Genomic DNA, 25,475 nt, shown 5'->3' with positions numbered 1-25,475 from the left:
GGATCAGAAGTTGTACTTGACCTGGGCCGAAATCTGGCGGCCGTAGACGCTGTAGAAGCCGTCATTGAACGGGGTCGATTCGTTGCCCGGGTAGTTGTAGCGCTGGCCTTCCGGCAGCTTGTTGAACACGTTGTTGACCATCAGCGACAGGACCAGATCGTCCTGTGCCTGGTAGTTCATGCTCAGGTTGTACGTGGTGTACGAACCCCACTTGCCGGCCTTGGCGCCGGAAGAGTGGACATAGCCGTAGCTGCGGCCGGTGTAGGCCAGGTAGTTCGGGGTGCTGCCGACGTAGTTGGCGTACACGGTGGTGGTGAACTTGGCGATGTTCCAGGCCACCGACAGATCGCCACGGACCTTGGCGAAGTTGTCGTAGTACCACATGTTGTACGGATCGCTCAGCAGGTCGAGCTTGGCGGCGCCCGGCATCGGCTGCACTTCACGCTTCAGCATGTTCGTGTAGTTGCCGGAGAACATCAGCGAGCCGAAGCGACCGATATCCTGCTGGTACTTGGCAGCCACCGTCACCGCTTCCAGGTTCTGGCTGGCGACGTTGAGCTTCGGCGTGTACACGCGGGTCAGGTTGCCGCCGGCATCGCGCGACACCCAGTCGGTGACGTTCTGGCAGCTGGCCGAGGTATTGTTCGGCAGGCCGTTGTGGCACTGGTACTCGGCCAGCAGCAGCTGGTCGGTGCTAAGGGTCTTGACCTCGTTCTTGATCTTCCAGTTGTAGTAGTCGGCCGACAGCGAGAAGTTACTCACCGGGGCCCACACCACGCCTGCGCTCCACACGTCGGCGGTGATCGGCTTCAGGTCCGGGTTGCCGGACTTTTCGCTGTACACCGAGGTGTTCTTGTAGAACGCGCACTTCTCGTCGCGCAGGCCGTAGCCCAGCTGGCTGCAACGGTAGTAGTCGTTCTGGCCGGACGAGTACGAGCCGCTCATGCCCTGGAAGGCATCGGACAGGGTCGGTGCACGGAAGGCGGTGCCGTACTTGCCGCGCAGCAGCAGGCTCTCGATCGGGCGGAATTCCAGACCGATGCTGTAGGTGGCCTTGTCGACGGTCTTGTCTGCGATCTTGAACGCGTCATAGCGGCCAGAGGCGCTGACGGTCAGCTTCTCGAGCAGCGGCATGCGCAGTTCGCTGGTGACCGCGTAGTTGCTGCGGTGGCCGGCGCCGGCGACGGCGGTGGTGCCCCACACGTTGCCGTCGACGAAGGCCTGGTCCGGCGAGTAGTCCCAACCTTCGCTGCCACCTTCCAGGACGACGGCAAGGCCGGCGTCACCGCCCGGCAGGCTGAACAGCGAGCCGTTGGTCACCTGCACGCGACCCAGGTTCTGCCAGGTCTTGCTGCGGTGGGTACCGTAGCCGGTGAAGCTGGCGAACTGGTCCGGGGTGATCGGCGAGTAGAAGGCAGCGTAGTTCGGGTTGTAGATGCCGAACGTGGCGGTCGGGTCCTTCGGATCGGTGTAGGTGCCCAGGCGCGGGCCCAGCACGGTCTGGCCGAAGAAGTCCTCGATCTTGTCCTTCCAGCGCACGAAGCGGTTCTGGTCCAGGCGGTACTCGCCACGGGTGAAGCTGGCGCTGTAATCCCAGTCGCCGACCATGCCCTTGCCGCCCAGGGTGACCTGGTAGGCGCGGCTCTCGTCGGAGTTCAGGATGTTGTTGTAGTCGCCCGCGCCGATCTCCTCCGGCGCGAAGGCGCGCTGCAGGTTCACGACCTTGCCGGCGCCCTGGTCGTAGAAGCCACCCATGACTGACTTGGTGCCCCACCACAGGGCGCTGGAGCCGGAGGTGAACTCGGTCTTTTCCTTGCTGTACAACACGTCGGCGAACAGCTGGAAGTTGTCGTTCACGTCGAAGGTCATCGACGAGTAGAACTGGCCGCTGTTCTTGCCGTTCTTCAGGGTCTTGTAGCCAGCGCTGTATACCGAACCGCAGGACTCGCCCGAAGCGCGCTGGCCAACGACGGTGGTGCCGTCGTACAGGCCTGCCACGTTGGCGCAGCGGCTCGGGTCCATCATCAGCAGCTTGTTGTCTGCGTTGGTGATGACTGCGAAGTCGTTCGACGGCACCTGTGCGGTATAGCCAACCGGGTTGTTCTGCTTGGTGATGTCACGCTGGTAGCCCCAGATCGGGCTGCCGTTTTCGATCTGCACGTTGACCAGCGCATGGAAGCGATCGTCGAACGCGTTGAAGCCCTTGGCTGCGCTGAAGCGGATGTTGCTGCCGCCGCCTTCGGTGTAGGTGCCGCCACGGACGGTCATCGTGCCGCCGTCCATGCGCTCCTTCAGGATGATATTGACCACACCGGCGATCGCATCCGAACCGTACAGCGAGGACTGGCCGCCCGGCAGCACTTCGATGCGCTCGACGATGTCGATCGGAATGCCGCTGATGTTGTTGAAGGTGTCGCTACCGTTGTACAGCGCCGGATACGAGAGCATCGGGCGGCCGTTGATCAGATACTTGGTGTAGCCCGGGTTCAGGCCGAACATGCCGGCCGCTTCGGCGCCCTGGGTGAACGAACCCGAGGTCTGGCCGCCCTGCAGGCCGCCAGTGGTCAGCGACGACTGCTGCAGTACTTCAGCAACGCTGCTGAAGCCACGGGTCTGGATGTCTTCGGCGGTGATGGACATCACCGGGGTCTGGGTTTCAACCTGGGTCTGCGGGATCAGAGAACCGGTGACGGTGATCTTGTCCAGGTTGGTCGCCTTGTCCTGGGCCATTGCCGGGGCGGCGGCCATCAGGGCGGAAATCAGGGCGACGGCGAGCGTGTTGCGACGTGCGGTGTTGCTTACGTATTTCATGTAGTTCCAATAGAGAGCAAAAACAAAAACGGCACTGCGCATGCGCCATCGTGCGCGCTGGGAACCAGCTTCGCAGCCCAAAACAGTGCTTCAGGAACGTAACATGAACTTAACAATCTGTGCACGAATCTGTAGCAATCCTGAATTTCAGTCAGGCTACGTCCAGCTTGTATGATGTTGGGTTATTCCCCCTGATACAGCTGGTGCCCGTTGTGAACAGTTCCCCCCGCCGCCCCCATGCCAGCCAGGTCCAGAAGGGACTGACGCCACATGCCCGCATCCGCAATGTCATCGCGGTCGGCTCCGGCAAGGGCGGCGTGGGCAAGTCGACCACCGCGGTCAATCTGGCCGTCGCGCTGCAGCAGCTGGGCGCACGTGTTGGCGTGCTGGACGCGGACATCTACGGCCCCAGCGTGCCCGCCATGCTGGGCTTGTCCGGGCGGCCGGAAAGCCCCGACAACAAGAGCATCGAACCGCTTCGCGCGTTCGGCGTGGACACCATGTCGATCGGCTACCTGATCGAAGAGGACACGCCGATGATCTGGCGCGGTCCGATGGCCACCTCGGCAATGACCCAGCTGTTCAACGACACGCTGTGGGATGACCTGGATTTTCTGCTGATCGACCTGCCGCCGGGCACCGGCGACATCCAGCTGACCCTGACCCAGAAGATTCCGCTGGCCGGTGCAGTGATCGTCACCACGCCGCAGGACATCGCCACGCTGGACGCAAAGAAGGCGTTGAAGATGTTCGAGAAGGTCGAGGTGCCGGTACTGGGCATCGTCGAGAACATGGCGGTGCATACCTGCAGCAACTGCGGGCATGTCGAGCACCTGTTCGGTGAAGGCGGCGGTGAGCGCATGGCGGCCCAGTACGGCGTACCGCTGCTGGGTTCGTTGCCGCTGCAGATCGGCATCCGCGAGCAGGGCGATAGTGGTACCCCGATCACCGTGGCGCAGCCCGATTCGGTACCGGCCCAGGCGTACCGCCATGCCGCACAGCGCCTGATCGAGGAAGTGGGCAAGCGCCCGCGGGCCTCGATCCCGATCCTGTCGTCGCTGCTGTAAGCACCTCGGCGGGGGCCGCCGGCGACGCCCGGCCCCCTGCTAGAATCCTCGCGCCCCCTCGTACCCCCAGGACAAAGCATGAGCATCAAGAGTGACCGTTGGATCCGCCGCATGTCCGAGCAGCACGGCATGATCGAGCCGTTCGAGGCAGGGCAGGTCAAGCAGGCCAACGGCGAGCGCATCGTCAGCTACGGCACCTCCAGCTACGGCTACGACGTGCGCTGCTCGCGTGAGTTCAAGGTGTTCACCAACATCAACTCGACCATCGTCGATCCCAAGCATTTCGACTCGGGAAGCTTCGTCGACATCACTGCCGACGAGTGCATCATCCCGCCCAACAGCTTCGCGCTGGCGCGCACCGTGGAGTACTTCCGCATCCCCCGCGACACCCTGGTGGTGTGCCTGGGCAAGAGCACCTACGCGCGTTGCGGCATCATCGTCAACGTGACGCCGCTGGAACCGGAATGGGAAGGCCACGTCACCCTGGAGTTCAGCAACACCACGCCGCTGCCGGCGCGCATCTATGCCAATGAGGGCGTCGCGCAGATGCTGTTCTTCCAGGCCGCGGCCGATGACATCTGCGAGACCTCGTACCGCGATCGTGGCGGCAAGTACCAGGGCCAGACCGGTGTGACCCTGCCGCGGACCTGATCGCCCGCGTCATCGCACGACGAAAACGCCGGGCATGCCCGGCGTTTTCGTTTGTAGCGCGCGCCCGGGCATGGCCGGGCGCTACCTTACTTCCCGCGCCCGAACAGCATCGCGATGCCGACACCCACCAGCGCCACCGGCCACCAGGTCAGCAGCAGCTTGGACAGGTTCAGGTGCGTCCAGCCGAGATTGCTGGCGAGCATGAACAGGCCGATCAGGATCAGCAGGATGGCGGCAACGAGGTTGAATCGCATCGGGTCGGCGAAGGCTCAGGAGTGGGCCGGATATCCTAGCCGTTCCTTCCAGTAGGCGACATGCTGGTCCAGCGTGCCTGGCTCGTAGCGGTGCGCGGGACCGCTGCCCCAGACCGGGCCCGGCCAGGCCGGATCTCCGTCATGGCGGCCGATCACGTGGAAGTGCAGCTGGCGCACGATGTTGCCCAGCGCGCCGATGTTGATCTTCTCCACCCCGTCGGAGCCCTTCAGGGCCTTGCAGGCGCGGTTGAGCTCGGTGCGCAGCTTGTCCTGCTGCTCGCCGTCCAGCTCGATCCACTCGGTGACCCCGGCCAGGCGCGGTACCAGTACCAGCCACGGGAATCGTTCGTCGTTCATCAGCCGCACTTGCGACAACGGTCCTTCGGCCACCAGCACGCTATCGGTGGCCAGGCGTGAATCGAGTTCGAATTCGCTCATCCAAGATGCTCCGAGAAGAAGTCCAGGGTGCGTTGCAGCGCCAGGGCGGCGCTGTCTGGATCATACGCATGTCCGACCTCCCGGTTGAAGGCGTGGTCGGCCGGATAGACGAAGGTGGCCATCCGCGGCAGCTTTTCGCGGTGGGCCTGGACGGCCTCCGGCGGGATGCTCCTGTCCTGGGCGCCGAAGTGGAAGATCACCGGCGCCTTCGGCGTCTCATCGAGGAACTGGACGTTGCGCGCACCGTAGTAGCTGACAGAAGGCAGGCCCAGGCGCACTGCGGACAGCATCGCCACCGTACCGCCCCAGCAATAGCCGACGGTGCCGACCTTGCCGTAGGGGGCCAGGCGGGTGGCCGCCGCGCGGACCACTTCCAGCGCCCGTTCCATGCCCAGCGCGGCTACCCGTTCCAGCCCCTGCTTCACGCCGTCGGCGTCGTAGGGCAGGGCATCCGGATCGGCCTCGGGTCCATCGACCAGGTCGAAGAACGAAGGTGCCAGCACCGCATAGCCTTCGGCGGCGAAGCGCTCGGCCACGCTGCGGATATGCGGGTTGGCGCCGAAGATTTCCTGCACCACCACCAGCCCGCCGCGCGGGGTGCCCTCGGGGAGTGCCTGCCAGGCCCGTACCGCGCCGTGGTGCGTATCCAGGGTGATCCACTCGGCCATCGTCATCTACTCTCGTTGCAGGGGACAGGGCTGCATTGTCGGTGCTGCGCGGGTTAGCGCGGTGTCAGCGGCTGTGCGTGATCGGGCGGCTGGCCGTTCAGAGCGAGGCCGCCAACCCCGGTATACTGGCGCTCTTTCAGGCCCCGGCCCCCAGGAACCCCTGCCATGCCGGCAGGGGCCCAGGCCCCCAGAGTCCCGCGATTCCATGTCCCAGCTGAACCCCAAAGTCGGCTTCGTCAGCCTTGGCTGCCCGAAGGCCCTTGTCGATTCCGAGCGCATCCTCACCCAGCTCCGCTCGGAAGGCTACGACATCGTCCCGTCCTACGATTCGGCCGATGTGGTGGTGGTCAACACCTGTGGTTTCATCGATTCGGCGGTGACCGAGTCGCTGGACGCGATCGGCGAGGCGATGAACCAGAACGGCAAGGTCATCGTCACCGGCTGCCTGGGCAAGCGCCCCGAGCAGATCCGCGAGGCGTACCCGAACGTGCTGGCGGTGTCCGGTCCGCAGGACTACCAGAGCGTGATGGAGGCGGTGCACGAAGCGCTGCCGCCCAAGCACGATCCGTTCGTGGACCTGGTGCCCGACTACGGCATCAAGCTGACCCCGCGCCACTACGCCTACTTGAAGATTTCCGAAGGCTGCAACCACAAGTGCAGCTTCTGCATCATTCCGTCCATGCGCGGCAAGCTGGTCTCGCGCCCGGTCGATGAGGTGCTGCGTGAGGCCGAGCGCTTGGTGCGTGGCGGTGTGCGCGAGCTGCTGGTGGTGTCGCAGGACACCTCGGCCTACGGCGTGGACGTGAAGTACGCCGAGAAGATGTGGCGCAACAAGGCCTACCAGACCCGACTGAAGGCATTGTGCGAAGGCCTGTCCGAACTCGATGCGTGGGTGCGCATGCATTACGTCTACCCGTACCCGCACGTGGACGAGGTGGTGCCGCTGATGGCCGAGAACCGCATCCTGCCGTACCTGGACATTCCGTTCCAGCACGCCAGCCCACGCATCCTGCGCCTGATGAAGCGCCCCGGCGCGGTCGAGAAGACCCTGGAGCGCGTGCAGAACTGGCGCCGCATCGCGCCGGACATCACCGTGCGTTCGACCTTCATCGTCGGCTTCCCGGGCGAGACCGAGGCCGAGTTCGAAGAACTGCTGTCGTTCCTGGACGAAGCACAGCTGGATCGCGTAGGTGCGTTCGCCTACTCGCCGGTCGAGGGCGCGACCGCCAACGACCTGCCCGATGCCGTGCCGGAAGAAGTGAAGCAGGAACGCCTGGCCCGCTTCATGGAGAAACAGGCGCAGATTTCCGCCGCGCGCCTGGAAGCCAGGATCGGTACCGTGCAGCAGTGCCTGGTTGATGCCATCGAAGGTGACATCGCGGTTGCCCGTTCCAAGGCCGATGCGCCTGAGATCGACGGTCTGGTGCACATCCAGAACGCCGATCAGGTGCCGCTGCGCGTGGGCGAGTTCGTCGACGTGGAGATCACCGAGAGCGACGAGCACGACCTGTACGGCGATGCGCTGGCGGCTGCGGGCCGCCCGGCGTTCGACCTCAAGGTGCTGTGACCGCAACGACGACCGCCGCTGGCGACGGCGGCGGTTCCCGGCGCTTCGTGCCGCCGCCGCGTGCGGCGGTCGATCTGCAGGTGTTTGAACATCCGCTGTTTGCCGGCTTGCAGGACTTCCGTGATCTGCTGGACGGTGCGGCATGGCCGTCCATTGCTGCGCTTGATGCGCGGCTCGCGTTGCCCGGCAAGCGCCTGGTGGAACAGGATGCCGCGCTGCTGGCCGACGGCCTGCATTACGAAGCGCGCATCGCGCAGGGGCATATCGCCACCCGTGCCGGCAACTGGCATGACCTGTTCAATGCGCTGGTGTGGGCCTCCCATCCGCAGCTGAAGCGTGCATTGAACGCGCAGCAATGCCGGCATATCGATGCCATGCCGCCCGGCCAGCGCAATCGCGCACAGGCGGCGCTGACCCAGTTTGATGAAACCGGCGTCATCGTGCGCGTGCGCGATGAGGCGGTGCTGCGCGCGTGGGACCGGCATGACTGGCCTGCATTGTTCGAGCCGTCATGCTGGCAGAGCGGTGACATCGCCATCGCTGTGGTGTTCGGGCATGCGCTGATGGAGCAGGCACTGCTGCCGGGGCGATTGCTGGTCGGCAAGTGCGTGGTGGTGCAGGGCGATGTCGATGCCGCCTGTGTTGACGCGGTGACCGCGGCCATTGCCGAGGGCAGGGCAGTGACTGATCCGCTGCAGCTGCGGCCCCTGCCATTGGCCGGTACTCCCGGCTGGCACGCCGTGCAGGATTGCGCCTTCTATCGCAATGCCGACTATTTTCGCCCGCTGCGAGCAGGACGCGCGTACCCGCCACCGTTGCTGCGGTTGCCGTTGTAGAGCCGAGCCCATGCTCGGCTGCGTTTGCCCATCAGCCGAGCATGGGCTCGGCTCTACATGGGCAGCGCCGTCGAACATGGCTCGACGCTACACAGGCGGGTATTCCACGCTGATCACCGCGAAGGTGAACTGGCCGCCGGGCAGCTCCACTGAAAACTCGTCATCCAGCCGCTTCTTCAGCAGCGCACGCGCCAGCGGCGAATCGATGCTGATCCAGCCCAGGCCCGCATCGGTCTCATCCGGCCCGACAATGCGGTAGCGGCTGGTGTCGCCGCTGTCCACGTTCTCCAGCTCCACCCACGCACCGAAGAACACCGCCTGCGGATCGGTTGGCGTGGTATCGACCACGCGCAGCGATTCCAGCCGCTTGGTCAGGTAGCGCACGCGGCGGTCGATCTCGCCCAACTGCTTCTTGCGGTAGGTGTATTCGGCGTTCTCGGAACGATCGCCTTCCGCGGCCGCGGCGGACAACGCCTTGACCACCTCCGGCCGTCGTACCCGCCAGAGTTCATCCAGCTCGGCCTTCAGGCGCGCATGGCCGGAGGCGGTGATCAGGGCGGTGCTTTTTTCTGCGGGCGGACGCCAACGGGACATGCGGTACGCTTTCTTTTCAGGGGAACGAAGGGGGCAGAGCCCTTCCATCCGGAAGGGAGCCGACCCCGGGGTCAGATCCCTTTCCCACGGAAAGGGCTCTGACTCCACGAAGCGATTTCAGCGCTTGCCGCCGAAAATGCCACCCAGGATGCCGCGCACGATCTGGTTGCCCAGCTTGGTGCCGACGGTACGCGTGGTCTGCTTGGCCATGGTCTCGATCATGCCCTGGCGGCGCTTGGTGCCGAAGATCGCATCCTTGATGGACTGGCCGAAGCCTCCCTCCTGCGCCTCGTCCTGCTCACGGCTGCGGGCGGCAGGTGCCTCGGCCTTCTCGGCCGCCTTCTGCGCACGCTGGGCCAGAAGTTCGGCGGCGGACTCGCGGTTGATCGCGGTGTCGTAGCGGCTGCCGACCGGGCTGCCGGCGCGCACCTGCGCGCGCTCGGCCTCGGTGATCGGTCCCATCCGGCAGCGTGGCGGCGCGATCATCGTCTGCTGCACCGGCATCGGCACGCCCTTGTCCTGCAGCGTGGACACCAGCGCCTCGCCGGTGCCGAGCTGGCTGAGCACCTTGGCGACGTCCAGCTTCGGGTTTGGTACGAACGTCTCGGCAGCGGTCTTTACCGCCTTCTGGTCGCGCGGGGTGAAGGCACGCAGCGCGTGCTGCACGCGGTTGCCCAGCTGGCCGAGGATGTTGCCCGGCACGTCATCGGGGAACTGCGAGCAGAAGTACACGCCAACGCCCTTGGAGCGGATCAGCCGAACCACCTGCTCGATGCGCTGCACCAGCGACGCGGGCGCGTCGTCGAACAACAGGTGCGCTTCGTCGAAGATGAAGACCAGCTTCGGCTTGTCCAGGTCGCCCACTTCCGGCAGCTGCTCGAACAGTTCCGACAGCAGCCACAGCAGGAAGGTCGAATACAGCTTGGGCTTGAGCACCAGCTGGTCGGCGGCAAGGATGCCGATCATGCCGCGGCCGTCATGATTGACCCGCATGATGTCGGCCAGTTCCAGTGCCGGTTCGCCGAAGAAATTCTCGCCGCCGTCCTGTGCCAGGCGCAGCACCGAGCGCTGGATCGCGGCGATCGACTGCGCGCTGACCAGGCCGTACTCGGTGGAGATGTCCTTGCGCTCCTCGGCCACCAGGCCGAGCAGGGCACGCAGATCGTCCATGTCCAGCAGCAGCAGGCCACGGTCGTCGGCCAGCTTGAACACGATGTCGAGCACCCCGGCCTGGGTGTCGTTCAATTCGAGGATGCGCGACAGCAGGGTCGGGCCCATCTCGCTGACCGTGGTGCGCACCGGGTGGCCGAGCTTGCCGTACAGATCCCAGAAGATGGTCGGGCTGGCGGCCGGCGCATAATCCACCACGCCGATCTCGGCGGCGCGCTGCAGCAGGTTCTCGGCGCCGGTGCCGGGCACGGCCAGGCCGGACACATCGCCCTTCACATCGGCCAGGAACACCGGAACGCCCAACCGCGAGAAGCCCTCGGCCAGGGTCATCAGGGTCACCGTCTTGCCGGTACCGGTGGCGCCGGCCACCAGGCCGTGGCGGTTGCCGAGTTTCGGCAGCAGGGTGACGGCAACATCGTCGGTAATGCCTTTGCCGAGCAGAATCGGATCCATGGTCCAGCCCTTGTGGTGAATAGCCCAATGTTAACCGCCGGCGGTGACGGGCCGAAGGTCGGCTTGCCCGGACCTTGGCGGCGCCGCTACTCTGCCTGCCTGTTTCGCACACAGTGCCATCAATGCCCGTTCCTGTCCTGATTTCCCGTGGTTGGCCGCTGCTGGCCCTGGCCGGCCTGGTTTCCCTGGCGCCCGACGCCCATGCGCAGCGGGTTTCGGCCCGGGACAAGGTGAAGGTGGATGCGCTGCAGCAGCGCATGACCGCCGCCGAGAAGCGCTACAGCGACGCCCTGTTGCTGGTCGCCAATTCCGACCCGAAGGGCAGCAACGAGGCCGATGCCGCGCTGGAAGACATGGAAGACGTCCTCAACGACTGCGTGAAGCAGAAGGGCTGCCAGATGGGCACCCTGCTGGCCAGCTACAAGCGCCTGCTCAAGCACGACGCCGATGCGGCGGGCAGCGATGAGGTGACCGACGAGAGTGGTGACCGCCTGGAAGCCGACCCCGACCATATCGGCCCGCTCACCGCCGATGTGCCCGAGGCCGCCCGCGCCGCCGCGCTGCTCAACGACAAGCGGCACGCCTTCGACACCATGGTCGAGTACAACCCGGCCGTGCAGGCCGGCATCCGCCGCTGGCTGACCGACATGCGCCCGGCGTTGCTGACCAGCTACGAGAACTACCAGAACCTGCGCGCGGTGATGTGGCCGGAGTGGGAAAAGCGCGGCCTGCCCGAGGCGCTGCTGTTCGGCATCATGGCCAAGGAATCCAACGGCCGCGTGCATGCCTCCTCGCGCGCGGGCGCCGCCGGCCTGATGCAGTTCATGCCGGCCACCGGCCGCCGCTTCGGCCTCGGCCCGGACGGCACCGGCTTCGATACGCGCTTCGATGCACGCAGCGCCGCCGAGGCCAGCGCCAGCTATCTCAACGAACGCCTGCGCGAACTGAACAACAACGTGGAAATGTCGGTGGCCGCCTACAACGGTGGCGAAGGCCGCGCCGCGCGCGTGTTCAAGCAGAGCGGCGGGCAGAGCTTCTGGACCGACAGCGTCTACAACCAGTTCCCCGGCGAGACCAAGGACTACGTGCCGATGGTGATCGCCGCGGCGTGGATCTTCCTGCACCCGCAGCAGTACGGCGTCGAATTCCCGAAGATCAGTGCGCAGCCGGCCACGCTGCGCCTGGCCAAGTCCACCACCATCTATGAACTGACCATCTGCCTGGGCAGCCACGGCACCCGCGATGGCTACATGCGCGCGCTGCGCAACCTCAACCCGCGCTATGAAGCCGACGGCTGGATTCCGGCCGGCACGTTGATCAACGCCACCACCCGCATCGCCGGCCTGTACCAGCGCAACTGCGTCAGCGGCCCGCGTGCGGACCTGGCCCGCACCCTGATCACCGCCGATCTGAACGCAGCCATCGTCCGCCCGACCGCCGCCAGCTACACCGGCAGCGTGGCCGTGGGTGGCGTGGTGCCGGTGGCGGACGCTGCTGCATCCACCAGCGTGCCGACCACGCCGGTCGCTCCGGTGGCGGCCCCGCGCCCGGCGGCGCGGCCGAAGCCGGTGCGCAGCCACAAGGTGGGCAAGGGCGAGACCCTGGGTGCCATTGCGGCGAAGTTCCAGTGCGACGTGCCGACCCTGGCCCGCGCCAATGGCCTGAAAGCCCCGGCCTACAGCCTGCGCCACGGCCAGACGCTGAAGCTGCAGGGCTGCGACAAGTAATCCCCCACGACCCCTGGAATCCGCATGGACCTCGAAGACACCCGCAACCTGTTCGCCAACCTCCGCGAAAACACCGACTGGGACATCACCGGCCCGTTGCTGTGGGGGTATTTCTTCGTCCATTCCACCGCTGAGCCACTGCGGGCGCTGGCTGACCATCTGCAGGCGCAGGGCTACACCTTCGTGGAACTGTTCGAGCAGGAGCCGGAAGAGGGCGACGCGCCGTTCCACGTGCTGCATGTGGAGCGCGTGGAGATTCACGACGAAGCCTCGCTGGACCGTCGCAACCAGGAGTTCGCCGCGCTGGCCGCGGAGAAGGGCGTGGAAGACTACGACGGCATGGACGTCGGCCCGGCCCCGGCCCTGCAGTAACGCGTTTCTGGCTGTAGAGCCGAGCCCATGCTCGGCTGTTTTTGCCGGCAGCCGAGCATGGGCTCGGCTCTACAGACCCGGTAGTGCCGGCCGCTGGCCGTCATTCCGTTGAATCCATCCACGCATGGCGTGGATCTACGGTCAGCGCAGCTTCGCCAGCGCCTGGCCCAGCTGCACCGGGCTTTCGGCGCCCAGCTGCGGGGCGAACTCAGCCACGCCCGGCGGCAGCAGCACGATCACGGTCGAGCCATAGTTGAAGCGCGCCATCTCGGCGAAGCGCTCCAGCACGATGCCCTGGCCACGGTAATCCTTGCGGGTGATGCGGTCACCGTAGGCCGGGATCTCCTCGCCGCTCCACACCGTTTCCACGCCGGACACCAGCAGCGCACCGACCATCACGCTGACCATCGGGCCGAAGCTGGTGTCGAAGTGGCAGACCAGGCGCTCGTTGCGGGCAAACAGGCGCGGCACGCCGTTCACCGCGGCCGGGCCGACGCTGAACAGGCGGCCCGGCACGTGCACGGTCTCGCGCAGGGTGCCGGTCCACGGCATGTGCACGCGGTGGTAGTCGCGCGGCGACAGGTACACGGTGGCGTACAGGCCATCGTTGTACGGCTTGGCGTCCTCGTCGCTGCCCAGCAGCTCGGCGGCGGTGAACGACTGCCCCTTGGCCTGGAAGATGCGGCCGGCCTCGATCTTCCCCAGCTGGCTGATGCGGCCGTCGGCCGGCATCACCAGGCTGCGCGGATCGGCGTCGGCCACGCGCGCGCCCGGCTTCAGCGCACGGGTGAAGAACTGGTTGAAGGTGGCGTAGCTGCGCGGGTCCGGGTTGGCCGCTTCGTCCAGGTTGACGTTGAACTTGCGGGTGACCGTGTCGATCAGCCAGCGCGATACGCGCGGATCGTCCGAGTACGCCAGCGAACGCGCCATCGAAGACAGCAGGCGGTGGGGCAGGGCGTACGTCAGGGCGGTGGTGAGGCTCATGGGGCGGTTTTCTCGGTCAGCTTCTGCAGGTCGCGGGCAATGGCCGGCGCATTGAACGGGGGGCGCACCAGGCCGGCAAGGCGGCCCTGCGGATCGAGCACGGCCAGGCTGGCCGAATGCTCGACGGTGTAGTCCTCGGGGTTTTCGTCGAAGTGCTTGCCCGGCACCTTCTGGAACACGAAGCCCAGCGAGGTGGCGAAGCGTTCCAGCGAGGGCACATCGGCGGTGGCGGCCAGGGTGTCCTTGTGGAAGCCGTGCACGTACTCGCCCAGCCGCGTGGCGCTGTCGCGGTCGGGGTCGACCGAGATGAACAGCACCCGCGGGCGCAGCGTGTCAGGCAGCGCTTCCCACTGGTTCTGCGCGCCGGCCAGTTCGGCCAGGGTGGTCGGGCACACGTCCGGGCAGAAGGTGAAGCCCAGGAACACCAGGGTCCAGTGGCCCTTCAGTTCGCCCGGGATCAGGCGGGTGCCGTCGGACTGGGCCAGATTGAAGTCGGGCAGTTCACGCGGCTGCGGGTACAGCGTGACCGCTTCGGTGGCCGGGGCGTTGGCCGGCGGCTTCGGCGCAAACACCTGCTGGGCGGCCAGCAGGCCCAGGCCCGCCGCCAGGGCGATCAGCAGGATGATGCCGGCGTTGCGATTGAACATGGGTGCCCCCGCGCGAAGTGGGCTCCATCATACCGGCTGCGGCCCGATCGTTTCCGCCGCAACGGATGCCGCCGCGGGCGCCAGCCCCTATAATCGGGGGCCACTTTGCCCGCAGTACCGCCATGACCGCTGAAACGGCCGCCGAACTCCACACGATCATCGATCTGATCCGCTACGGCACCAGCCGTTTCAACGAAGCCGGGCTGACCTTCGGCCACAGCTACGACAATGCGCTGGACGAGGCCACCCAGCTGGTGCTGCACAGCCTGCACCTGCCGCACGACCTCGGCCCGGCGTACGGCCAGGCGCGCCTGCTGCAGGCCGAGAAGCTGCGCGTGCTGGAACTGTTCCAGCGCCGCATCGACGAACGCATCCCGGCCGCCTACCTGACCGGCGAGGCCTGGTTCGCCGGCCTGAGTTTCAAGAGCGACAAGCGCGCCCTGGTGCCGCGCTCGCCGATCGCTGAACTGATCGAATGTGGTTTCGAGCCGTGGCTGGCCGGCCGCGATGTCAGCCGTGCGCTGGACCTGTGCACCGGTTCGGGCTGCATCGCCATCGCCATGGGCCACTACTACCCGAACTGGGAAGTGGATGGCGTCGACCTCAGTGACGACGCACTGTCGCTGGCTGAAGAGAACAAGGAACGCCTGCAGGCGCACAATGTCACCCTGCTCAAGTCGGATCTGTTCAACGGCCTGACCGGCCGCCATTACGACCTGATCGTCACCAATCCGCCGTACGTCACCAACGACGAGACCGATGCCCTGCCGCAGGAATACTCCTACGAGCCGGAAATGGGCCTGCGTGCCGGCGACGACGGCCTGGACCTGGTGCTGAAGATCCTGCGCGACGCCCCGCTGCACCTGAGCGAGGACGGCCTGCTGATCTGCGAAGTGGGTGAATCCGAGCAGCACCTGATCAAGCTGCTGCCGGAAGTCGATTTCGCCTGGATCGAGTTCAAGGTCGGCCAGATGGGCATCTTCGCGGTCGAGTGCCGCGAGCTGATCGCCCACAGCGCGCGCATCACCGAACTGGCGGCGCAGCGCCCGTGAGCTCCAATTCGTTCGGCAAGCTGTTCACCGTCACCACGTTCGGCGAGTCGCACGGGCCGGCCATCGGCTGCGTGATCGATGGCTGCCCTCCGGGGCTGGCGCTGGACGCGGCCGAATTCGCCCACGACCTGCAGCGTCGCGCTACCGGCAAGAGCCGGCACACCTCTGCGCGGCGAGAGGCCGATGAGGTCGAGATCCTCTCCGGCGTATACGAGGGCCTGACCACCGGCACCCCGATCGCGCTGCTGATCCGTAACACCGACCAGCGCAGCAAGGACTACGCCAACATCGGCCAGCAGTTCCGGCCGGGTCATGCCGACTACAGCTACTGGCACAAGTACGGCATCCGTGACCCGCGCGGTGGCGGCCGTTCCTCGGCGCGCGAGACCACCATGCGCGTTGCCGCCGGCGTGGTCGCCAAGAAGTGGCTGGCCGAGCGCTTCGGCGTGACCGTGCGTGGCTACCTGTCACAACTGGGCGACGTCACCCCGGTCGGTTTCGACTGGTCGGCGGTGGAAGACAATCCGTTCTTCTGGCCGCACGCCGAGCAGGTGCCCGAGCTGGAGGCGTACATGGATGCGCTGCGCAAGTCCGGTGATTCGGTCGGGGCGCGTGTGGACGTGGTGGCCGACAACGTGCCGCCGGGCTGGGGCGAGCCGATCTACGGCAAGCTCGATGGTGAACTGGCCGCTGCCCTGATGAGCATCAACGCGGTGAAGGGCGTGGAGATCGGCGATGGTTTTCTCAGTGCCGCGCAGAAGGGCACCGAGCACCGCGACCTGCTGACGCCGCAGGGCTTCGCCAGCAACCATGCCGGCGGCATCCTCGGTGGCATCTCCACCGGCCAGCCGGTAGTTGCGTCGATTGCCCTGAAGCCGACTTCCAGCCTGCGCCTGCCGGGCCCGTCGCTGGACACGGCCGGCAACGTGGTCGAGGTGGTCACCACTGGTCGCCACGATCCCTGTGTCGGCATCCGCGCCACCCCGATCGCCGAGGCGATGGTGGCGCTGGTGCTGATGGACCAGGCGCTGCGCCATCGTGCGCAGTGCGGCGATGTCGGCACGATCACCCCGCGCATTCCCGGGCAGATCGATGGCTGACACGCGGCCGACCGTGTGGGTGAGCCAGCCGCTGATCGACGCGGCCATCGCGCCGTTGCGCGATCGCGTACAGCTGCGCAGCACCGACTCCGTCACCGCCTGGACGCCCGCGCAGATCGCCGAACAGCTGGCCCGCGCCGACGGCGCGATCATCACCCTCAACGAGCGCATCGGTGCGGCCCAGGTGGCCGGCGCCGCGCAGCTGCAGGTGATCGCCAATGTCGGCGTCGGCTACAACAATCTGGATGTCGACGCGCTCACTGCGGCCGGCATCCTCGCCAGCAACACGCCGGACGTCCTGACCGAGACCACTGCCGATCTCGGCTTCGCGTTGCTGATGGCCACTGCGCGCCGGATCACCGAGTCCGAGCGCTGGCTGCGCGAAGGCCAGTGGCAGCAGTGGTCGTTCCAGACCATGCTGGGCGCGGATGTCCATGGCAGCACGCTGGGCATCCTCGGCATGGGCCGCATCGGCCAGGGCATCGCACGCCGCGGTGCACACGGGTTCAGCATGAAGGTGCTGTACCACAACCGTTCGCGGTTGCCGGCCGATACCGAGGCGGCGCTTGGCGCGACCTACGTGGACCTGGACACGCTGCTGGCGCAGTCCGACCACCTGGTCACGGTACTGCCCTACACGCCGGCCTCGCATCACATCATCGATGCGGCGGCACTGGCGAAGATGAAGCCGTCAGCCACCCTGGTGAACATCGCCCGCGGCGGCATCGTCGACGAACTGGCGCTGGCTGACGCACTGGCCCACGGCCGGCTGGCCGCTGCCGGCCTGGATGTCTACGAGGGCGAGCCGACGGTGCGTCCGGAGCTGCTGGCGCTGCGCAATGTGGTGCTGACCCCGCATATCGGCAGTGCCTCGCTGGCCACGCGCACGGCGATGGTACAGCTGGCCGTCGATAATCTGGTTGCCGGGCTCGGCCTGGATGGCGCACCCTCGTGCATGCCGAGCGCGATCAACGCTGACGCGGCCATGGCTGCGCGTGTGACCCTGGGCAAAAAAACCGGGAAACGATAGGGAACCTCCGCGCGCCCCGCCTGAGGAGGTTCCCCGAACCCAGCTGTCGTGCGTGTTTCTTCCCCATTCCCGTTTTCGTGAGAGTTTTCCCCCATGAGCAATGCACAGCGCAGTTTCCACGTTGCCGTCGTCGGTGCCACCGGTGCGGTCGGCGAGACCATGTTGTCGATCCTGGCCGAGCGTGATTTCCCGGTCGGCACCCTGAGCGTCCTCGCTTCGGAACGTTCGGCCGGCGGCGAGATCGAGTTCAACGGCCAGAAGGTCAAGGTGCAGGACCTGGCCACCTTCGATCCGAGCGGTGTCGAGATCGCGCTGTTCTCGGCCGGTGGCAGCGTGTCCAAGGAGTACGCACCGAAGTTCGCCGCTGCCGGTGCGGTGGTGATCGACAACTCCTCGGCCTTCCGTTACGACGATGACGTGCCGCTGGTGGTGTCCGAGGTCAATCCGGAACAGGTGGCCAACCGTCCGCGCGGCATCATCGCCAACCCGAACTGCTCGACCATGCAGATGCTGGTGGCGCTGGCGCCGCTGCACCGCAAGTACGGCATCGAGCGCATCAACGTCTCCACCTACCAGTCGGTGTCCGGCGGTGGTCGTTCGGCCACCGAAGAGCTGGGCAAGCAGACTGGCCAGCTGCTCAGCTTCCAGGAAATCGATCCGCAGCGCTTCCCGGTGCAGATCGCCTTCAACCTGATCCCGCACATCGATGACTTCCAGGACAACGGTTTCACCAAGGAAGAGATGAAGCTGATCTGGGAGACCCGCAAGATCCTCGGCGACGACAGCATCCTGGTGAACCCGACCGCGGTGCGTGTGCCGGTGTTCTACGGCCACTCCGAGTCGGTGGCGATCGAGACCCGCGACAAGGTCACCGTGGCCGAAGCGCGCGCGCTGCTGGAGCAGTCGCCGGGCATTGAAGTGGTGGACCGCCATGAAGCCGGTGGTTATCCGACTCCGGTCACCCATGCCTCGGGCACCGATGCGGTGTACGTCGGCCGTATCCGTGAGGACCTGTCGCATCCGCGCGGCCTGAACCTGTGGATCGTGTCGGACAACGTGCGCAAGGGCGCGGCGTTGAATGCCGTGCAGCTGGCCGAGCTGGTCGCCGCCGAGCAGCGCTGATGGAGAGGCCGGGCAATGCCCGGCCTTTTCTGCAGGGCCGGGCCCACGCTCGGCTCAGGCCATGCAGCCGGGCATGGGCTCGGCTCTACATGGGTGCGGACCCCGGTCCGCACGCTTTATAGTGTCGCCCATGAATAAACGGGCCAGGGGCGCAAAGCGCCCGCTCCTCTATCTTTCCACCGCGCTGCTGGCCCTGGCCAGCAGTTCGGCACTCGCATTGGGCCTGGGGGACATCCGTGTCCTGTCCAAGCCGGGGCAACCGTTGCTGGCCGAAATCCCGGTGGTGTCGGCTGACCCGTCCGAGCTGGAGAACCTGCGCGTCGCACTGGCCTCGCCGGTTACCTTCGAGCGCGTCGGCCTGCAGCGGCCGACCGGGCTGGTCAGCGAGCTGCAGTTCGAGCTGACCCGCAATGCGCAGGGCAGGGCGGTGGTGCGGGTGACCTCGCAGGCGCCGGTCGAGACCCCGTCGCTGAGCTTCCTGATCGAAGCCGACTGGGGCCAGGGCCGTCTGGTGCGCGAGTACTCGGCACTGGTCGATGCACCGTCCAGCGCGCTGGCCGTCACCGAGCCCGAGATCGTGGCGCCGGCCGGTACCCTGTCCAACACCATCGCGCGCGAGCTGGCACCCGCGCCTGCTGCAACGGTGCCCGATGTGCCACCGCGGGCGCCTGCTGCGGCACCTGCAGCCACGCCGGCTCGGCCGCGTGCGGAACCCGCACCGGTTGCGGCAGCGCCGGCCGACGGCAGCATCACCGTGCAGCGCGGTCAGACCCTGTCGCAGATCGCCAGCGCGGTGGCGCGTGGCAACCAGGTCAGCCGCGACCGCGCGATGATCGCCCTGCTGCGCGCCAATCCCGAAGCCTTCATCCGTGGCAACGTCAATCTGCTCAAGCAGGGCGCGGTGCTGCGCATGCCGGGCAGCGATGCGCTTGCTGCTATCGATGTAGCCGAAGCCGCCGCGCTGGTGCGCGAGCACGCCGCGCAATGGCAGCAGGCGCGTACCGTGCCGCAACCGGCGGGTGCAGTGGCACCGGCCGCAAGGGCGGCAACCGCGAATGCTTCTTCCCCGGCTGCCGCCAACGGGGCACGACTTGAGATCGCTCCGGCGCTGGCGTCCGACGCCGCGCACGCGGGCACAACCACCGGCACCGCTGCCGGCAGCGAGGGTGACATGCTGGGCAACGAACAACTGCGCCAGGCGCGTGAGGACATCGCCACCCGCGATGCCGAGATCGGTGAACTGAAGCAGCGCGTGGCCGATCTGGAGAAGCTGAAGGAGCAGCAGCAGTCGTTGATCGCGATGAAGGACAACGACCTGGCTGCCGCGCAGCAGCGTCTGGCACAGGCGCCGGGTTCCCGTGATGCAGTGACGCCGTGGTACTGGCTGGGCCTGCCGGTGCTGCTGCTGGCAGCAGGCGCAGCCTGGTTGCTGCGCCGTCGCAAGCCTTCGCCGCTGCCCCCGCTGCGCGAAGAGGGTGACGCCGCCGGGCTGGCCGCTGCGGTTCCTGCGGGTGCGGCGCTGGACACGCTGGCCGAACAGTCTTCATGGTCGTCGGCGGTGGCCGATGGCGGCCGCCAGGAACCGGCGATGCCAGCCTGGGCGAGCGAGCCCGAGGGCCATGCCGAAGCAGCGGTCGATCCGATCGCCGACCACGCGGTGCAGGCCGACTGGAAGGCTGACATGCTGCGCGACGAAGACGTGGTCGTACTGCCCGAGGCGGTGACCGATCTGCCGCGCTGGGACGAGCCCGCGACCGCACGCGAAGATGTTGTCGAGGCGCCGGTACAGGATGAGCCGGCCGCACCAGGGACGCCATCTGAAGTGGCGGTGCCGGACTACGCGCTGCATGCCGAACAGCAGCCGCAGTTCCGCGGCGTGTTCGATCTGCCGGCCGAAGCGCATCAGAACGCGTTCCCGGTTGATGCCAGGCACCATGACGGAATCGACGGTATCGGCACGTCGCATCCCGAGGAGACTGCGGCGAGCGCGGCTGCGGACAACGGCGATGCCGGCTGGCTGCCGCGTGCCGGCCAGGAGCGCCTCGAGCTTGCCATCGCATACCTGGACCTGGGCGACGCGCAGACCGCGCGTACCCTGCTGCTGGAGGTCGCCGAAGGCGGCGATCCGCACAGCCAGGCCCAGGCCCGCGAACTGCTGGCCCGCCTGCCGTGACCGAACCTGCCGACAAGGACCCTGCCATGAGCCGCGAGCGCCGCATCGACTACGTTGAATTCGCCTCCAGCGACCCGGCCGCCAGCCGTGCCTTCTTCGAGAAGGTGTTCGGCTGGTCGTTCGTCGACTATGGCAGCGACTACACCGCGTTCGACGATGGCCGCCTGCAAGGGGGCTTCTTCCGCGGCCAGCCCCAGCGGGCCAGCGACAGTGGCGCACCGCTGCTGGTGCTGTATGCCGACCAGCTGGTGCCGGTCGAAGCGGCGGTGCGCAACGCTGGCGGTGAGATCGTGCGGCCGGTGTTTTCCTTTCCCGGCGGCAGCCGCTTCCAGTTCGTCGAGCCCGGTGGCAACGAACTGGCGGTCTGGTCCGAACGCGATCCGGCCTGAGCGCCGCCCCATACGCAATATCGAGGTAGCACATGCGTTACGCGCTTGGCGTCGAGTACGACGGCAGCGATTTCAGGGGCTGGCAGAACCTGGGCGAGGGCGGTCCCAGCGTGCAGGCCAGCCTTGAGCAGGCCCTGTCGTCGGTGGCCGATGCGCCGCTGCAGGTGGTCTGCGCCGGCCGCACCGATGCCGGCGTGCATGGCCAGTGCCAGGTCGTGCATTTCGATACCGACGTGGTGCGCGATCCGCGCGCCTGGATGCTGGGCACCACCACCCGCCTGCCGCGCTCGATCGCGGTGCGCTGGTGCGTGCCGGTGGCCGATGACTTCCACGCCCGCTTCTCGGCACGCGCACGCCGCTACCGCTACCGCCTGCTCAACCGCGAGGTGCGGCCAGCGCTGGACCGGCAGACCCTCAGCTGGGAGCGCCGGGCGCTGGACGAGACCCTGATGCACGCCGCCGGCCAGGCCCTGATCGGCGAGAACGACTTCAGCGCATTCCGCTCCGTGCAATGCCAGGCGCTGCATGCGCGGCGTGAGCTGCAGTCGCTGCAGGTCAGCCGCCAGGGCGAGGTGATTGAAGTGGCCGTGCAGGGCAATGCATTCCTTCATCACATGGTCCGCAATATCGTCGGATCGTTGATCCTGGTGGGCAGCGGCGAAAAACCGGTGGACTGGATCGCCGAACTGCTGGCCGGGCGCGATCGCACCGTAGCCGGTCCCACCGCACCGCCGCAGGGCCTGGTGTTCCTTGGGCCCCTGTACCCCGACAACTGGCATCTGCCCGCCGAGGTCACGCTATGAGCCGCTCCTACTACCGCACGCGCATCAAGTTCTGTGGCATGACCCGTGCAGGCGATGTCCGCCTGGCCGGTGAGCTGGGCGTGGACGCAGTGGGTTTCATCTTTGCCCGCGAGAGCAGCCGCCGGGTTGCTCCTGCCGAAGCACGCGCGATGCGCCAGGCGATCGCGCCGATGGTCGATGTGGTGGCCCTGTTCCGCAACAACAGCAAGGAAGAGGTGCGCGAGGTGCTGCGCACGGTGCGGCCGACCCTGCTGCAGTTCCATGGCGAGGAAGACGAGAGCTTCTGCCGCAGCTTCAACATGCCCTACCTGAAGGCGATTGCCATGGGGGGCCGGGAAGAGGTCAATGCGCGCACGTTGCAGCTGCGTTACCCCAGCGCGGCGGGGTTCCTGTTCGACAGCCACGCCCCTGGTGGCGGTGGCGGTACCGGCGTGGCCTTCGATTGGGGCCGTATCCCGACCGGCCTGCATCGGCCGTTCCTGCTGGCCGGTGGCCTGAACCCGGAAAACGTCTACGATGCCGTGCTGGCTACCCTGCCGTGGGGCGTGGACGTGTCCAGCGGCATCGAACTGGAGCCGGGCATCAAGGACGGCTACAAGATGCGTACCTTCGTCGAGGAAGTGCGCCGCGCGGACTGCACGGTCCTGGAGTGATTTGCGTCACCATTTGCCGTGATCTGGACCTGGATTTGAGCCTGCACGTATTCTTCACATAGGATGGACCCAAGCGCGCCAGCCATGAGGGCCGGCGCGGGGATCCACGGGGCGCGCTCTGCGCGTTCCGAACGGGCGATCGCCGCCCACAGCCCAGGAAGGCAAGCGATGCAGGAGTTCCTCAGCGTTGTGTTCGGTTTTCCGACCCTGCCGTACAGCATCGTGCTGGCGGTATCGCTGATCTATTGGGGGCTTGCCGCATTTGGCCTGGTCGACGATGGCTTCGGCGATCTTGGCGCCGATGGCGCCCTGGACGGCGGCAACGATCTCAGCGGCCTGTCGGCCCTGCTGCAGCGCTTCGGCCTGGGTGAAGTGCCGGTCATGGTCGTGGTCACGCTGCTGGGCTTCTTCGGCTGGGCGCTGACCTATTTCATCCATCTTTTCGTGCTGCTGCCGTTGCCGGACCTGCTGCGCTGGACGATCGGCGCGGTCGTGGCCGTGCTGGCTCCCCTGCCTGCGGTGCCGGTCACCGCGCTTCTGCTGCACCCCATCCGTCGGTTCCTGCTGCGCCTGCGGCCGGTGGCCCAGGCCTCGTTGCTGGGGCGCATCGGTGTGGTCGCCTCGCCGAAAGTGGATGCCCGCAGCGGCCACGCCACCTTCGATGACGGTGGCGCCGGGCTGGTGCTGCAGGTGCGCAGCGACATCGAACTGCAGCGTGGCGAGCGCATCGTGCTGGTCGAGCACGTGGCCGCACAACACCATTACCGGGTGGTCCGCGCCGATGCGGTCGCCCTCGACTTCCAGGACAACCTGCTTCCGGGCAACAAGGAGAATCACTGATGACGTTGGCAACCATGGCCCCCTTCCTGATCGGCGTCGCCGTCCTGCTGGTCGGGCTGCTCGGCCTGGCCGGCCTGTTCAAGGCCTTCTACCGCAAGGTCGACCAGGGCGTGGCCCTGATCGTCAACGACATGAGTTCCACGCCCAAGGTGCACTTTACCGGTGCGCTGATCATCCCGGTGCTGTACCGCGCCGAGCTGATGCGCATCAGCCTGATCACCCTGCAGATCGACCGCCGCGGCAAGGAAGGCCTGATCTGCCGCGACAACATGCGTGCCGATATCGCCGTGGCCTTCTACCTGCGGGTCAATGAGACCCAGGCCGACGTGTTGCGCGTGGCCAAGGCCATCGGTGCCGACCGCGCCTCGGACAAGCACGCGGTGGACGAACTGTTCAACGCCAAGTTCTCCGAAGCGCTGAAGACGGTGGGCAAGAAGTTCGACTTCACCGAGCTGTTCGAGAAGCGCCAGGAGTTCCGCGACGAGATCATCGCGGTCATCGGCAACGATCTGAACGGCTATGTGCTGGAGGACGTGGCGATCGACTATCTGGAACAGACGCCGAAGTCGCTGCTGGACCAGTTCAACATCCTCGACGCGCAGGGCATCCGCAAGATCACCGAGCTGACCGCCGCGCAGAACGTGGTGACCAACGAGCTGGAGCAGAACGAGAAGCTCGCCATCACCAAGAAGAACGTGGAAGCGCGTGAGGCGCTGCTGGCGCTGGAACGCCAGCAGGCTGAAGCGGAAGCCCGCCAGAAGCGCGAGATCGAGACCATCCGCGCGCGCGAGGAGGCCGAGACCGCCAAGGTGCAGGAAGAGCAGCGCCAGCTGTCCGAGAACGCCCGCATCGAAGCGCAGCAGCTGATCGAGATCCGCGACCAGAACCGCCTGCGCGAAGTGGAAGTGGCCGAGCAGAACCGCCAGCGTGCGGTGGCCATCGAAGCCGAGCGCGTCGAGCGCGCACGCCAGCTGGAGCAGGTCACTACCGACCGTGAAGTGCAGCTGCAGGGCGTGGAACGTGACAAGGTGGTCGAGCAGGGCAAGATGGACGTGGCCAACATCACCCGCGAACGCATCTCCATCGACAAGACCGTGGCCCAGGAAGAAGAGCGCATCAAGGAAGTGCGCGAGGTCTCCGAGGCGGACCGCCAGAAGCAGGTGCTGATCCTGGAAGCCGAGGCCAAGGCGCAGGAATCGCTGGTGCGCGAAGTGAAGGAAGCACAGGCGCGCGAAACGGCGTCGAAGCACCGTGCCGTTGAACTGACCACGCTGGCCCAGGCCGAGCACGAAGCGGCCGGCAAGCAGGCTGAAGCCAAGCGCCTGCTGGCCGACGCGCTGCGGGCCGAACAGGCGGCGCCGGGCCTGGCCGAGGCGCAGGTACGCGAAGCGTCCGCGCTGGCCATCGAGAAGGTCGGTATTGCCGAGGCCCGCGTGATCGAGGCCAAGGCCGAAGCCAGCCTGAAGCAGGGCAGCAACGAGGCCCGGGTGCTGGCCGAGACACTGCAGGCGCAGGCCCAGGGCGAAGAAAAGATGGGCCTGGCGCGTGCCACCGCCACCGAATCGCTGGGCAACGCCGAAGCCGGCGTGGTGCAGAAGAAGCTGCTGGCCGAGGCCGAGGGCCTGGTGCGCAAGTTCGAGGCGATCGCTTCGCTGAGCGACCAGGCGCGCGGCCACGAAGAGTTCCGCATGATGCTGGACAACAGCCTGAAGCAGGCGCTGGCCTCGATCGAAGCCGGCAAGGAAGTCTCGCGCGAGAACGCCAACGTCATCGCCAGCGCGCTGCGTAATGCCGACATCGACCTGGTCGGTGGCGACGGCGGCATGTTCGAGAACCTGGTCAAGGCGGTGTCGCTGGGCAAGTCGATCGAGGGTTTTGCTGGCAAGAGCCCGATCGTGCAGGAACTGATGCAGCGCTACCTGGGCGTGGCCGTGGCCGAGCCGGCACCGCGCCAGATCGCCGAGGACGCCGAAGCGGTGCCCACCGTGTCGGCCACCGTGGTCGACAGCGCCCGTTGATGCATCGGGCGATGGCCACGCCGCCATCGCCCGCCCGCGCCGGCCGCAGATGCGGC

The 25,475-nt window shown here is 66.8% G+C and carries 24 protein-coding genes; 16 read left to right on the top strand and 8 right to left on the bottom strand.

Annotated elements, in window-relative coordinates; all coding sequences use genetic code 11:
* Positions 1-3 precede the first annotated feature (3 nt).
* Positions 4-2,811: a TonB-dependent receptor gene (locus V3B41_RS13245; protein ID WP_049427103.1), complete on the bottom strand. Its 2,808-nt coding sequence runs from the start codon at positions 2,809-2,811 to the stop codon at positions 4-6.
* A 212-nt stretch (positions 2,812-3,023) separates the two neighbouring features.
* Between V3B41_RS13245 and apbC the strand changes: the two genes are divergently transcribed.
* Positions 3,024-3,878 carry an iron-sulfur cluster carrier protein ApbC gene (gene apbC / locus V3B41_RS13240; RefSeq protein WP_005414099.1) on the top strand — a complete coding sequence of 285 codons (855 nt, stop codon included), beginning with the start codon at positions 3,024-3,026 and terminating at the stop codon, positions 3,876-3,878.
* A 78-nt stretch (positions 3,879-3,956) separates the two neighbouring features.
* Positions 3,957-4,529, top strand: a complete 573-nt coding sequence (gene dcd, locus V3B41_RS13235) for a dCTP deaminase (RefSeq protein ID WP_005410499.1) — start codon at positions 3,957-3,959, stop codon at positions 4,527-4,529.
* An 86-nt stretch (positions 4,530-4,615) separates the two neighbouring features.
* On the opposite strand, the gene V3B41_RS13230 is transcribed toward dcd, so the two are convergent.
* Genes V3B41_RS13230 through V3B41_RS13220 form a run of 3 tightly spaced genes read right to left on the bottom strand, consistent with a single transcriptional unit; the run spans position 4,616 to position 5,889 of the window.
* Positions 4,616-4,783: a DUF5668 domain-containing protein gene (locus tag V3B41_RS13230; RefSeq protein WP_005410498.1), complete on the bottom strand. Its 168-nt coding sequence runs from the start codon at positions 4,781-4,783 to the stop codon at positions 4,616-4,618.
* A gap of 15 nt (positions 4,784-4,798) precedes the next feature.
* The gene (locus tag V3B41_RS13225; protein WP_049427102.1) at positions 4,799-5,221 is read right to left on the bottom strand and encodes an HIT family protein; all 423 of its coding nucleotides are present in this window, start codon (positions 5,219-5,221) and stop codon (positions 4,799-4,801) included.
* A complete protein-coding gene (locus V3B41_RS13220) occupies positions 5,218-5,889 on the bottom strand; it encodes a dienelactone hydrolase family protein (RefSeq protein ID WP_049427120.1) in 672 nt (223 codons plus the stop codon). The genes V3B41_RS13225 and V3B41_RS13220 overlap by 4 nt, the downstream gene beginning before the upstream one ends.
* 205 nt (positions 5,890-6,094) lie before the next feature.
* On the opposite strand from V3B41_RS13220, the gene rimO reads away from it, so the two are divergent.
* The gene (gene rimO, locus V3B41_RS13215; RefSeq protein WP_164137232.1) at positions 6,095-7,456 is read left to right on the top strand and encodes a 30S ribosomal protein S12 methylthiotransferase RimO; all 1,362 of its coding nucleotides are present in this window, start codon (positions 6,095-6,097) and stop codon (positions 7,454-7,456) included.
* The gene (locus V3B41_RS13210; protein WP_049432402.1) at positions 7,453-8,292 is read left to right on the top strand and encodes a DUF3025 domain-containing protein; all 840 of its coding nucleotides are present in this window, start codon (positions 7,453-7,455) and stop codon (positions 8,290-8,292) included. The genes rimO and V3B41_RS13210 overlap by 4 nt, the downstream gene beginning before the upstream one ends.
* Positions 8,293-8,379: 87 nt before the next feature.
* On the opposite strand, the gene greB is transcribed toward V3B41_RS13210, so the two are convergent.
* Positions 8,380-8,886, bottom strand: coding sequence for a transcription elongation factor GreB (gene greB / locus V3B41_RS13205; RefSeq protein ID WP_049432400.1), 507 nt, complete (start codon positions 8,884-8,886; stop codon positions 8,380-8,382).
* Positions 8,887-9,003: 117 nt separating this feature from the next.
* On the bottom strand, positions 9,004-10,509 hold the full coding sequence (locus tag V3B41_RS13200) for a helicase HerA-like domain-containing protein (protein ID WP_049432398.1): 1,506 nt from the start codon (positions 10,507-10,509) through the stop codon (positions 9,004-9,006).
* Positions 10,510-10,631: 122 nt separating this feature from the next.
* Here V3B41_RS13200 and V3B41_RS13195 point away from each other — a divergent pair, with 122 nt between their 5' ends.
* Together V3B41_RS13195 and V3B41_RS13190 are read left to right on the top strand one after the other, a co-directional pair.
* Positions 10,632-12,236: a transglycosylase SLT domain-containing protein gene (locus V3B41_RS13195; RefSeq protein ID WP_100443789.1), complete on the top strand. Its 1,605-nt coding sequence runs from the start codon at positions 10,632-10,634 to the stop codon at positions 12,234-12,236.
* 24 nt (positions 12,237-12,260) lie between these two features.
* Complete coding sequence (locus V3B41_RS13190) at positions 12,261-12,608, top strand: ribonuclease E inhibitor RraB (protein ID WP_049432396.1); 348 nt, start codon at positions 12,261-12,263, stop codon at positions 12,606-12,608.
* Between the two features lie 141 nt (positions 12,609-12,749).
* Here V3B41_RS13190 and asd read toward each other — a convergent pair whose 3' ends face one another.
* Both asd and V3B41_RS13180 read right to left on the bottom strand, forming a co-directional pair.
* Positions 12,750-13,592 carry an archaetidylserine decarboxylase gene (asd, locus tag V3B41_RS13185; protein ID WP_049432393.1) on the bottom strand — a complete coding sequence of 281 codons (843 nt, stop codon included), beginning with the start codon at positions 13,590-13,592 and terminating at the stop codon, positions 12,750-12,752.
* Positions 13,589-14,239 carry an SCO family protein gene (locus V3B41_RS13180; RefSeq protein WP_049432390.1) on the bottom strand — a complete coding sequence of 217 codons (651 nt, stop codon included), beginning with the start codon at positions 14,237-14,239 and terminating at the stop codon, positions 13,589-13,591. Before V3B41_RS13180 ends, asd begins: the two co-directional genes overlap by 4 nt.
* 122 nt (positions 14,240-14,361) lie before the next feature.
* Here V3B41_RS13180 and prmB point away from each other — a divergent pair, with 122 nt between their 5' ends.
* The 10 genes from prmB (at position 14,362) to V3B41_RS13130 (ending at position 25,419) form a co-directional block, all read left to right on the top strand.
* A complete protein-coding gene (gene prmB / locus V3B41_RS13175; protein ID WP_005410487.1) occupies positions 14,362-15,291 on the top strand; it encodes a 50S ribosomal protein L3 N(5)-glutamine methyltransferase in 930 nt (309 codons plus the stop codon).
* Positions 15,288-16,391, top strand: coding sequence for a chorismate synthase (gene aroC / locus V3B41_RS13170; protein ID WP_049432386.1), 1,104 nt, complete (start codon positions 15,288-15,290; stop codon positions 16,389-16,391). The genes prmB and aroC overlap by 4 nt, the downstream gene beginning before the upstream one ends.
* A complete protein-coding gene (locus tag V3B41_RS13165; protein ID WP_049432384.1) occupies positions 16,384-17,421 on the top strand; it encodes a D-glycerate dehydrogenase in 1,038 nt (345 codons plus the stop codon). Before aroC ends, V3B41_RS13165 begins: the two co-directional genes overlap by 8 nt.
* 93 nt (positions 17,422-17,514) lie before the next feature.
* Entirely contained in the window at positions 17,515-18,543 is a 1,029-nt protein-coding gene (locus tag V3B41_RS13160) for an aspartate-semialdehyde dehydrogenase (protein WP_012511725.1), read from the top strand.
* A gap of 130 nt (positions 18,544-18,673) precedes the next feature.
* Complete coding sequence (locus V3B41_RS13155; RefSeq protein WP_329861347.1) at positions 18,674-20,716, top strand: FimV/HubP family polar landmark protein; 2,043 nt, start codon at positions 18,674-18,676, stop codon at positions 20,714-20,716.
* A 26-nt stretch (positions 20,717-20,742) separates the two neighbouring features.
* Entirely contained in the window at positions 20,743-21,105 is a 363-nt protein-coding gene (locus V3B41_RS13150) for a VOC family protein (RefSeq protein WP_049429540.1), read from the top strand.
* Between the two features lie 32 nt (positions 21,106-21,137).
* Positions 21,138-21,908: a tRNA pseudouridine(38-40) synthase TruA gene (truA, locus tag V3B41_RS13145; protein WP_049429514.1), complete on the top strand. Its 771-nt coding sequence runs from the start codon at positions 21,138-21,140 to the stop codon at positions 21,906-21,908.
* Positions 21,905-22,561 carry a phosphoribosylanthranilate isomerase gene (locus V3B41_RS13140; protein WP_049429515.1) on the top strand — a complete coding sequence of 219 codons (657 nt, stop codon included), beginning with the start codon at positions 21,905-21,907 and terminating at the stop codon, positions 22,559-22,561. Before truA ends, V3B41_RS13140 begins: the two co-directional genes overlap by 4 nt.
* A 168-nt stretch (positions 22,562-22,729) precedes the next feature.
* On the top strand, positions 22,730-23,401 hold the full coding sequence (locus tag V3B41_RS13135) for a hypothetical protein (protein WP_329861345.1): 672 nt from the start codon (positions 22,730-22,732) through the stop codon (positions 23,399-23,401).
* On the top strand, positions 23,401-25,419 hold the full coding sequence (locus V3B41_RS13130; protein WP_180852598.1) for a hypothetical protein: 2,019 nt from the start codon (positions 23,401-23,403) through the stop codon (positions 25,417-25,419). Before V3B41_RS13135 ends, V3B41_RS13130 begins: the two co-directional genes overlap by 1 nt.
* Positions 25,420-25,475 lie beyond the last annotated feature (56 nt).

Source organism: Stenotrophomonas sp. SMYL89 (genome assembly GCF_036319985.1).
Taxonomy (GTDB): domain Bacteria; phylum Pseudomonadota; class Gammaproteobacteria; order Xanthomonadales; family Xanthomonadaceae; genus Stenotrophomonas; species Stenotrophomonas maltophilia_Q.
The sequence above is the reverse complement of the archived record's forward strand: the minus strand, read 5'-3'. Positions and strand labels throughout refer to the sequence as shown.

Bases quoted from the DNA above. Each gene is read 5' to 3' on its own strand.
- V3B41_RS13135 (WP_329861345.1), top strand. From the start codon at position 22,730: ATGCAGGAGTTCCTCAGCGTTGTGTTCGGTTTTCCGACCCTGCCGTAC.
- dcd (WP_005410499.1), top strand. From the start codon at position 3,957: ATGAGCATCAAGAGTGACCGTTGGATCCGCCGCATGTCCGAGCAGCAC.
- asd (WP_049432393.1), bottom strand. From the start codon at position 13,592: ATGAGCCTCACCACCGCCCTGACGTACGCCCTGCCCCACCGCCTGCTG.
- V3B41_RS13195 (WP_100443789.1), top strand. From the start codon at position 10,632: ATGCCCGTTCCTGTCCTGATTTCCCGTGGTTGGCCGCTGCTGGCCCTG.
- truA (WP_049429514.1), top strand. From the start codon at position 21,138: ATGCGTTACGCGCTTGGCGTCGAGTACGACGGCAGCGATTTCAGGGGC.
- V3B41_RS13180 (WP_049432390.1), bottom strand. From the start codon at position 14,239: ATGTTCAATCGCAACGCCGGCATCATCCTGCTGATCGCCCTGGCGGCG.
- V3B41_RS13160 (WP_012511725.1), top strand. From the start codon at position 17,515: ATGAGCAATGCACAGCGCAGTTTCCACGTTGCCGTCGTCGGTGCCACC.
- prmB (WP_005410487.1), top strand. From the start codon at position 14,362: ATGACCGCTGAAACGGCCGCCGAACTCCACACGATCATCGATCTGATC.
- V3B41_RS13200 (WP_049432398.1), bottom strand. From the start codon at position 10,509: ATGGATCCGATTCTGCTCGGCAAAGGCATTACCGACGATGTTGCCGTC.
- V3B41_RS13165 (WP_049432384.1), top strand. From the start codon at position 16,384: ATGGCTGACACGCGGCCGACCGTGTGGGTGAGCCAGCCGCTGATCGAC.
- V3B41_RS13190 (WP_049432396.1), top strand. From the start codon at position 12,261: ATGGACCTCGAAGACACCCGCAACCTGTTCGCCAACCTCCGCGAAAAC.
- V3B41_RS13155 (WP_329861347.1), top strand. From the start codon at position 18,674: ATGAATAAACGGGCCAGGGGCGCAAAGCGCCCGCTCCTCTATCTTTCC.
- V3B41_RS13140 (WP_049429515.1), top strand. From the start codon at position 21,905: ATGAGCCGCTCCTACTACCGCACGCGCATCAAGTTCTGTGGCATGACC.
- greB (WP_049432400.1), bottom strand. From the start codon at position 8,886: ATGTCCCGTTGGCGTCCGCCCGCAGAAAAAAGCACCGCCCTGATCACC.
- V3B41_RS13130 (WP_180852598.1), top strand. From the start codon at position 23,401: ATGACGTTGGCAACCATGGCCCCCTTCCTGATCGGCGTCGCCGTCCTG.
- V3B41_RS13225 (WP_049427102.1), bottom strand. From the start codon at position 5,221: ATGAGCGAATTCGAACTCGATTCACGCCTGGCCACCGATAGCGTGCTG.
- V3B41_RS13220 (WP_049427120.1), bottom strand. From the start codon at position 5,889: ATGGCCGAGTGGATCACCCTGGATACGCACCACGGCGCGGTACGGGCC.
- V3B41_RS13230 (WP_005410498.1), bottom strand. From the start codon at position 4,783: ATGCGATTCAACCTCGTTGCCGCCATCCTGCTGATCCTGATCGGCCTG.
- V3B41_RS13150 (WP_049429540.1), top strand. From the start codon at position 20,743: ATGAGCCGCGAGCGCCGCATCGACTACGTTGAATTCGCCTCCAGCGAC.
- V3B41_RS13245 (WP_049427103.1), bottom strand. From the start codon at position 2,811: ATGAAATACGTAAGCAACACCGCACGTCGCAACACGCTCGCCGTCGCC.
- rimO (WP_164137232.1), top strand. From the start codon at position 6,095: ATGTCCCAGCTGAACCCCAAAGTCGGCTTCGTCAGCCTTGGCTGCCCG.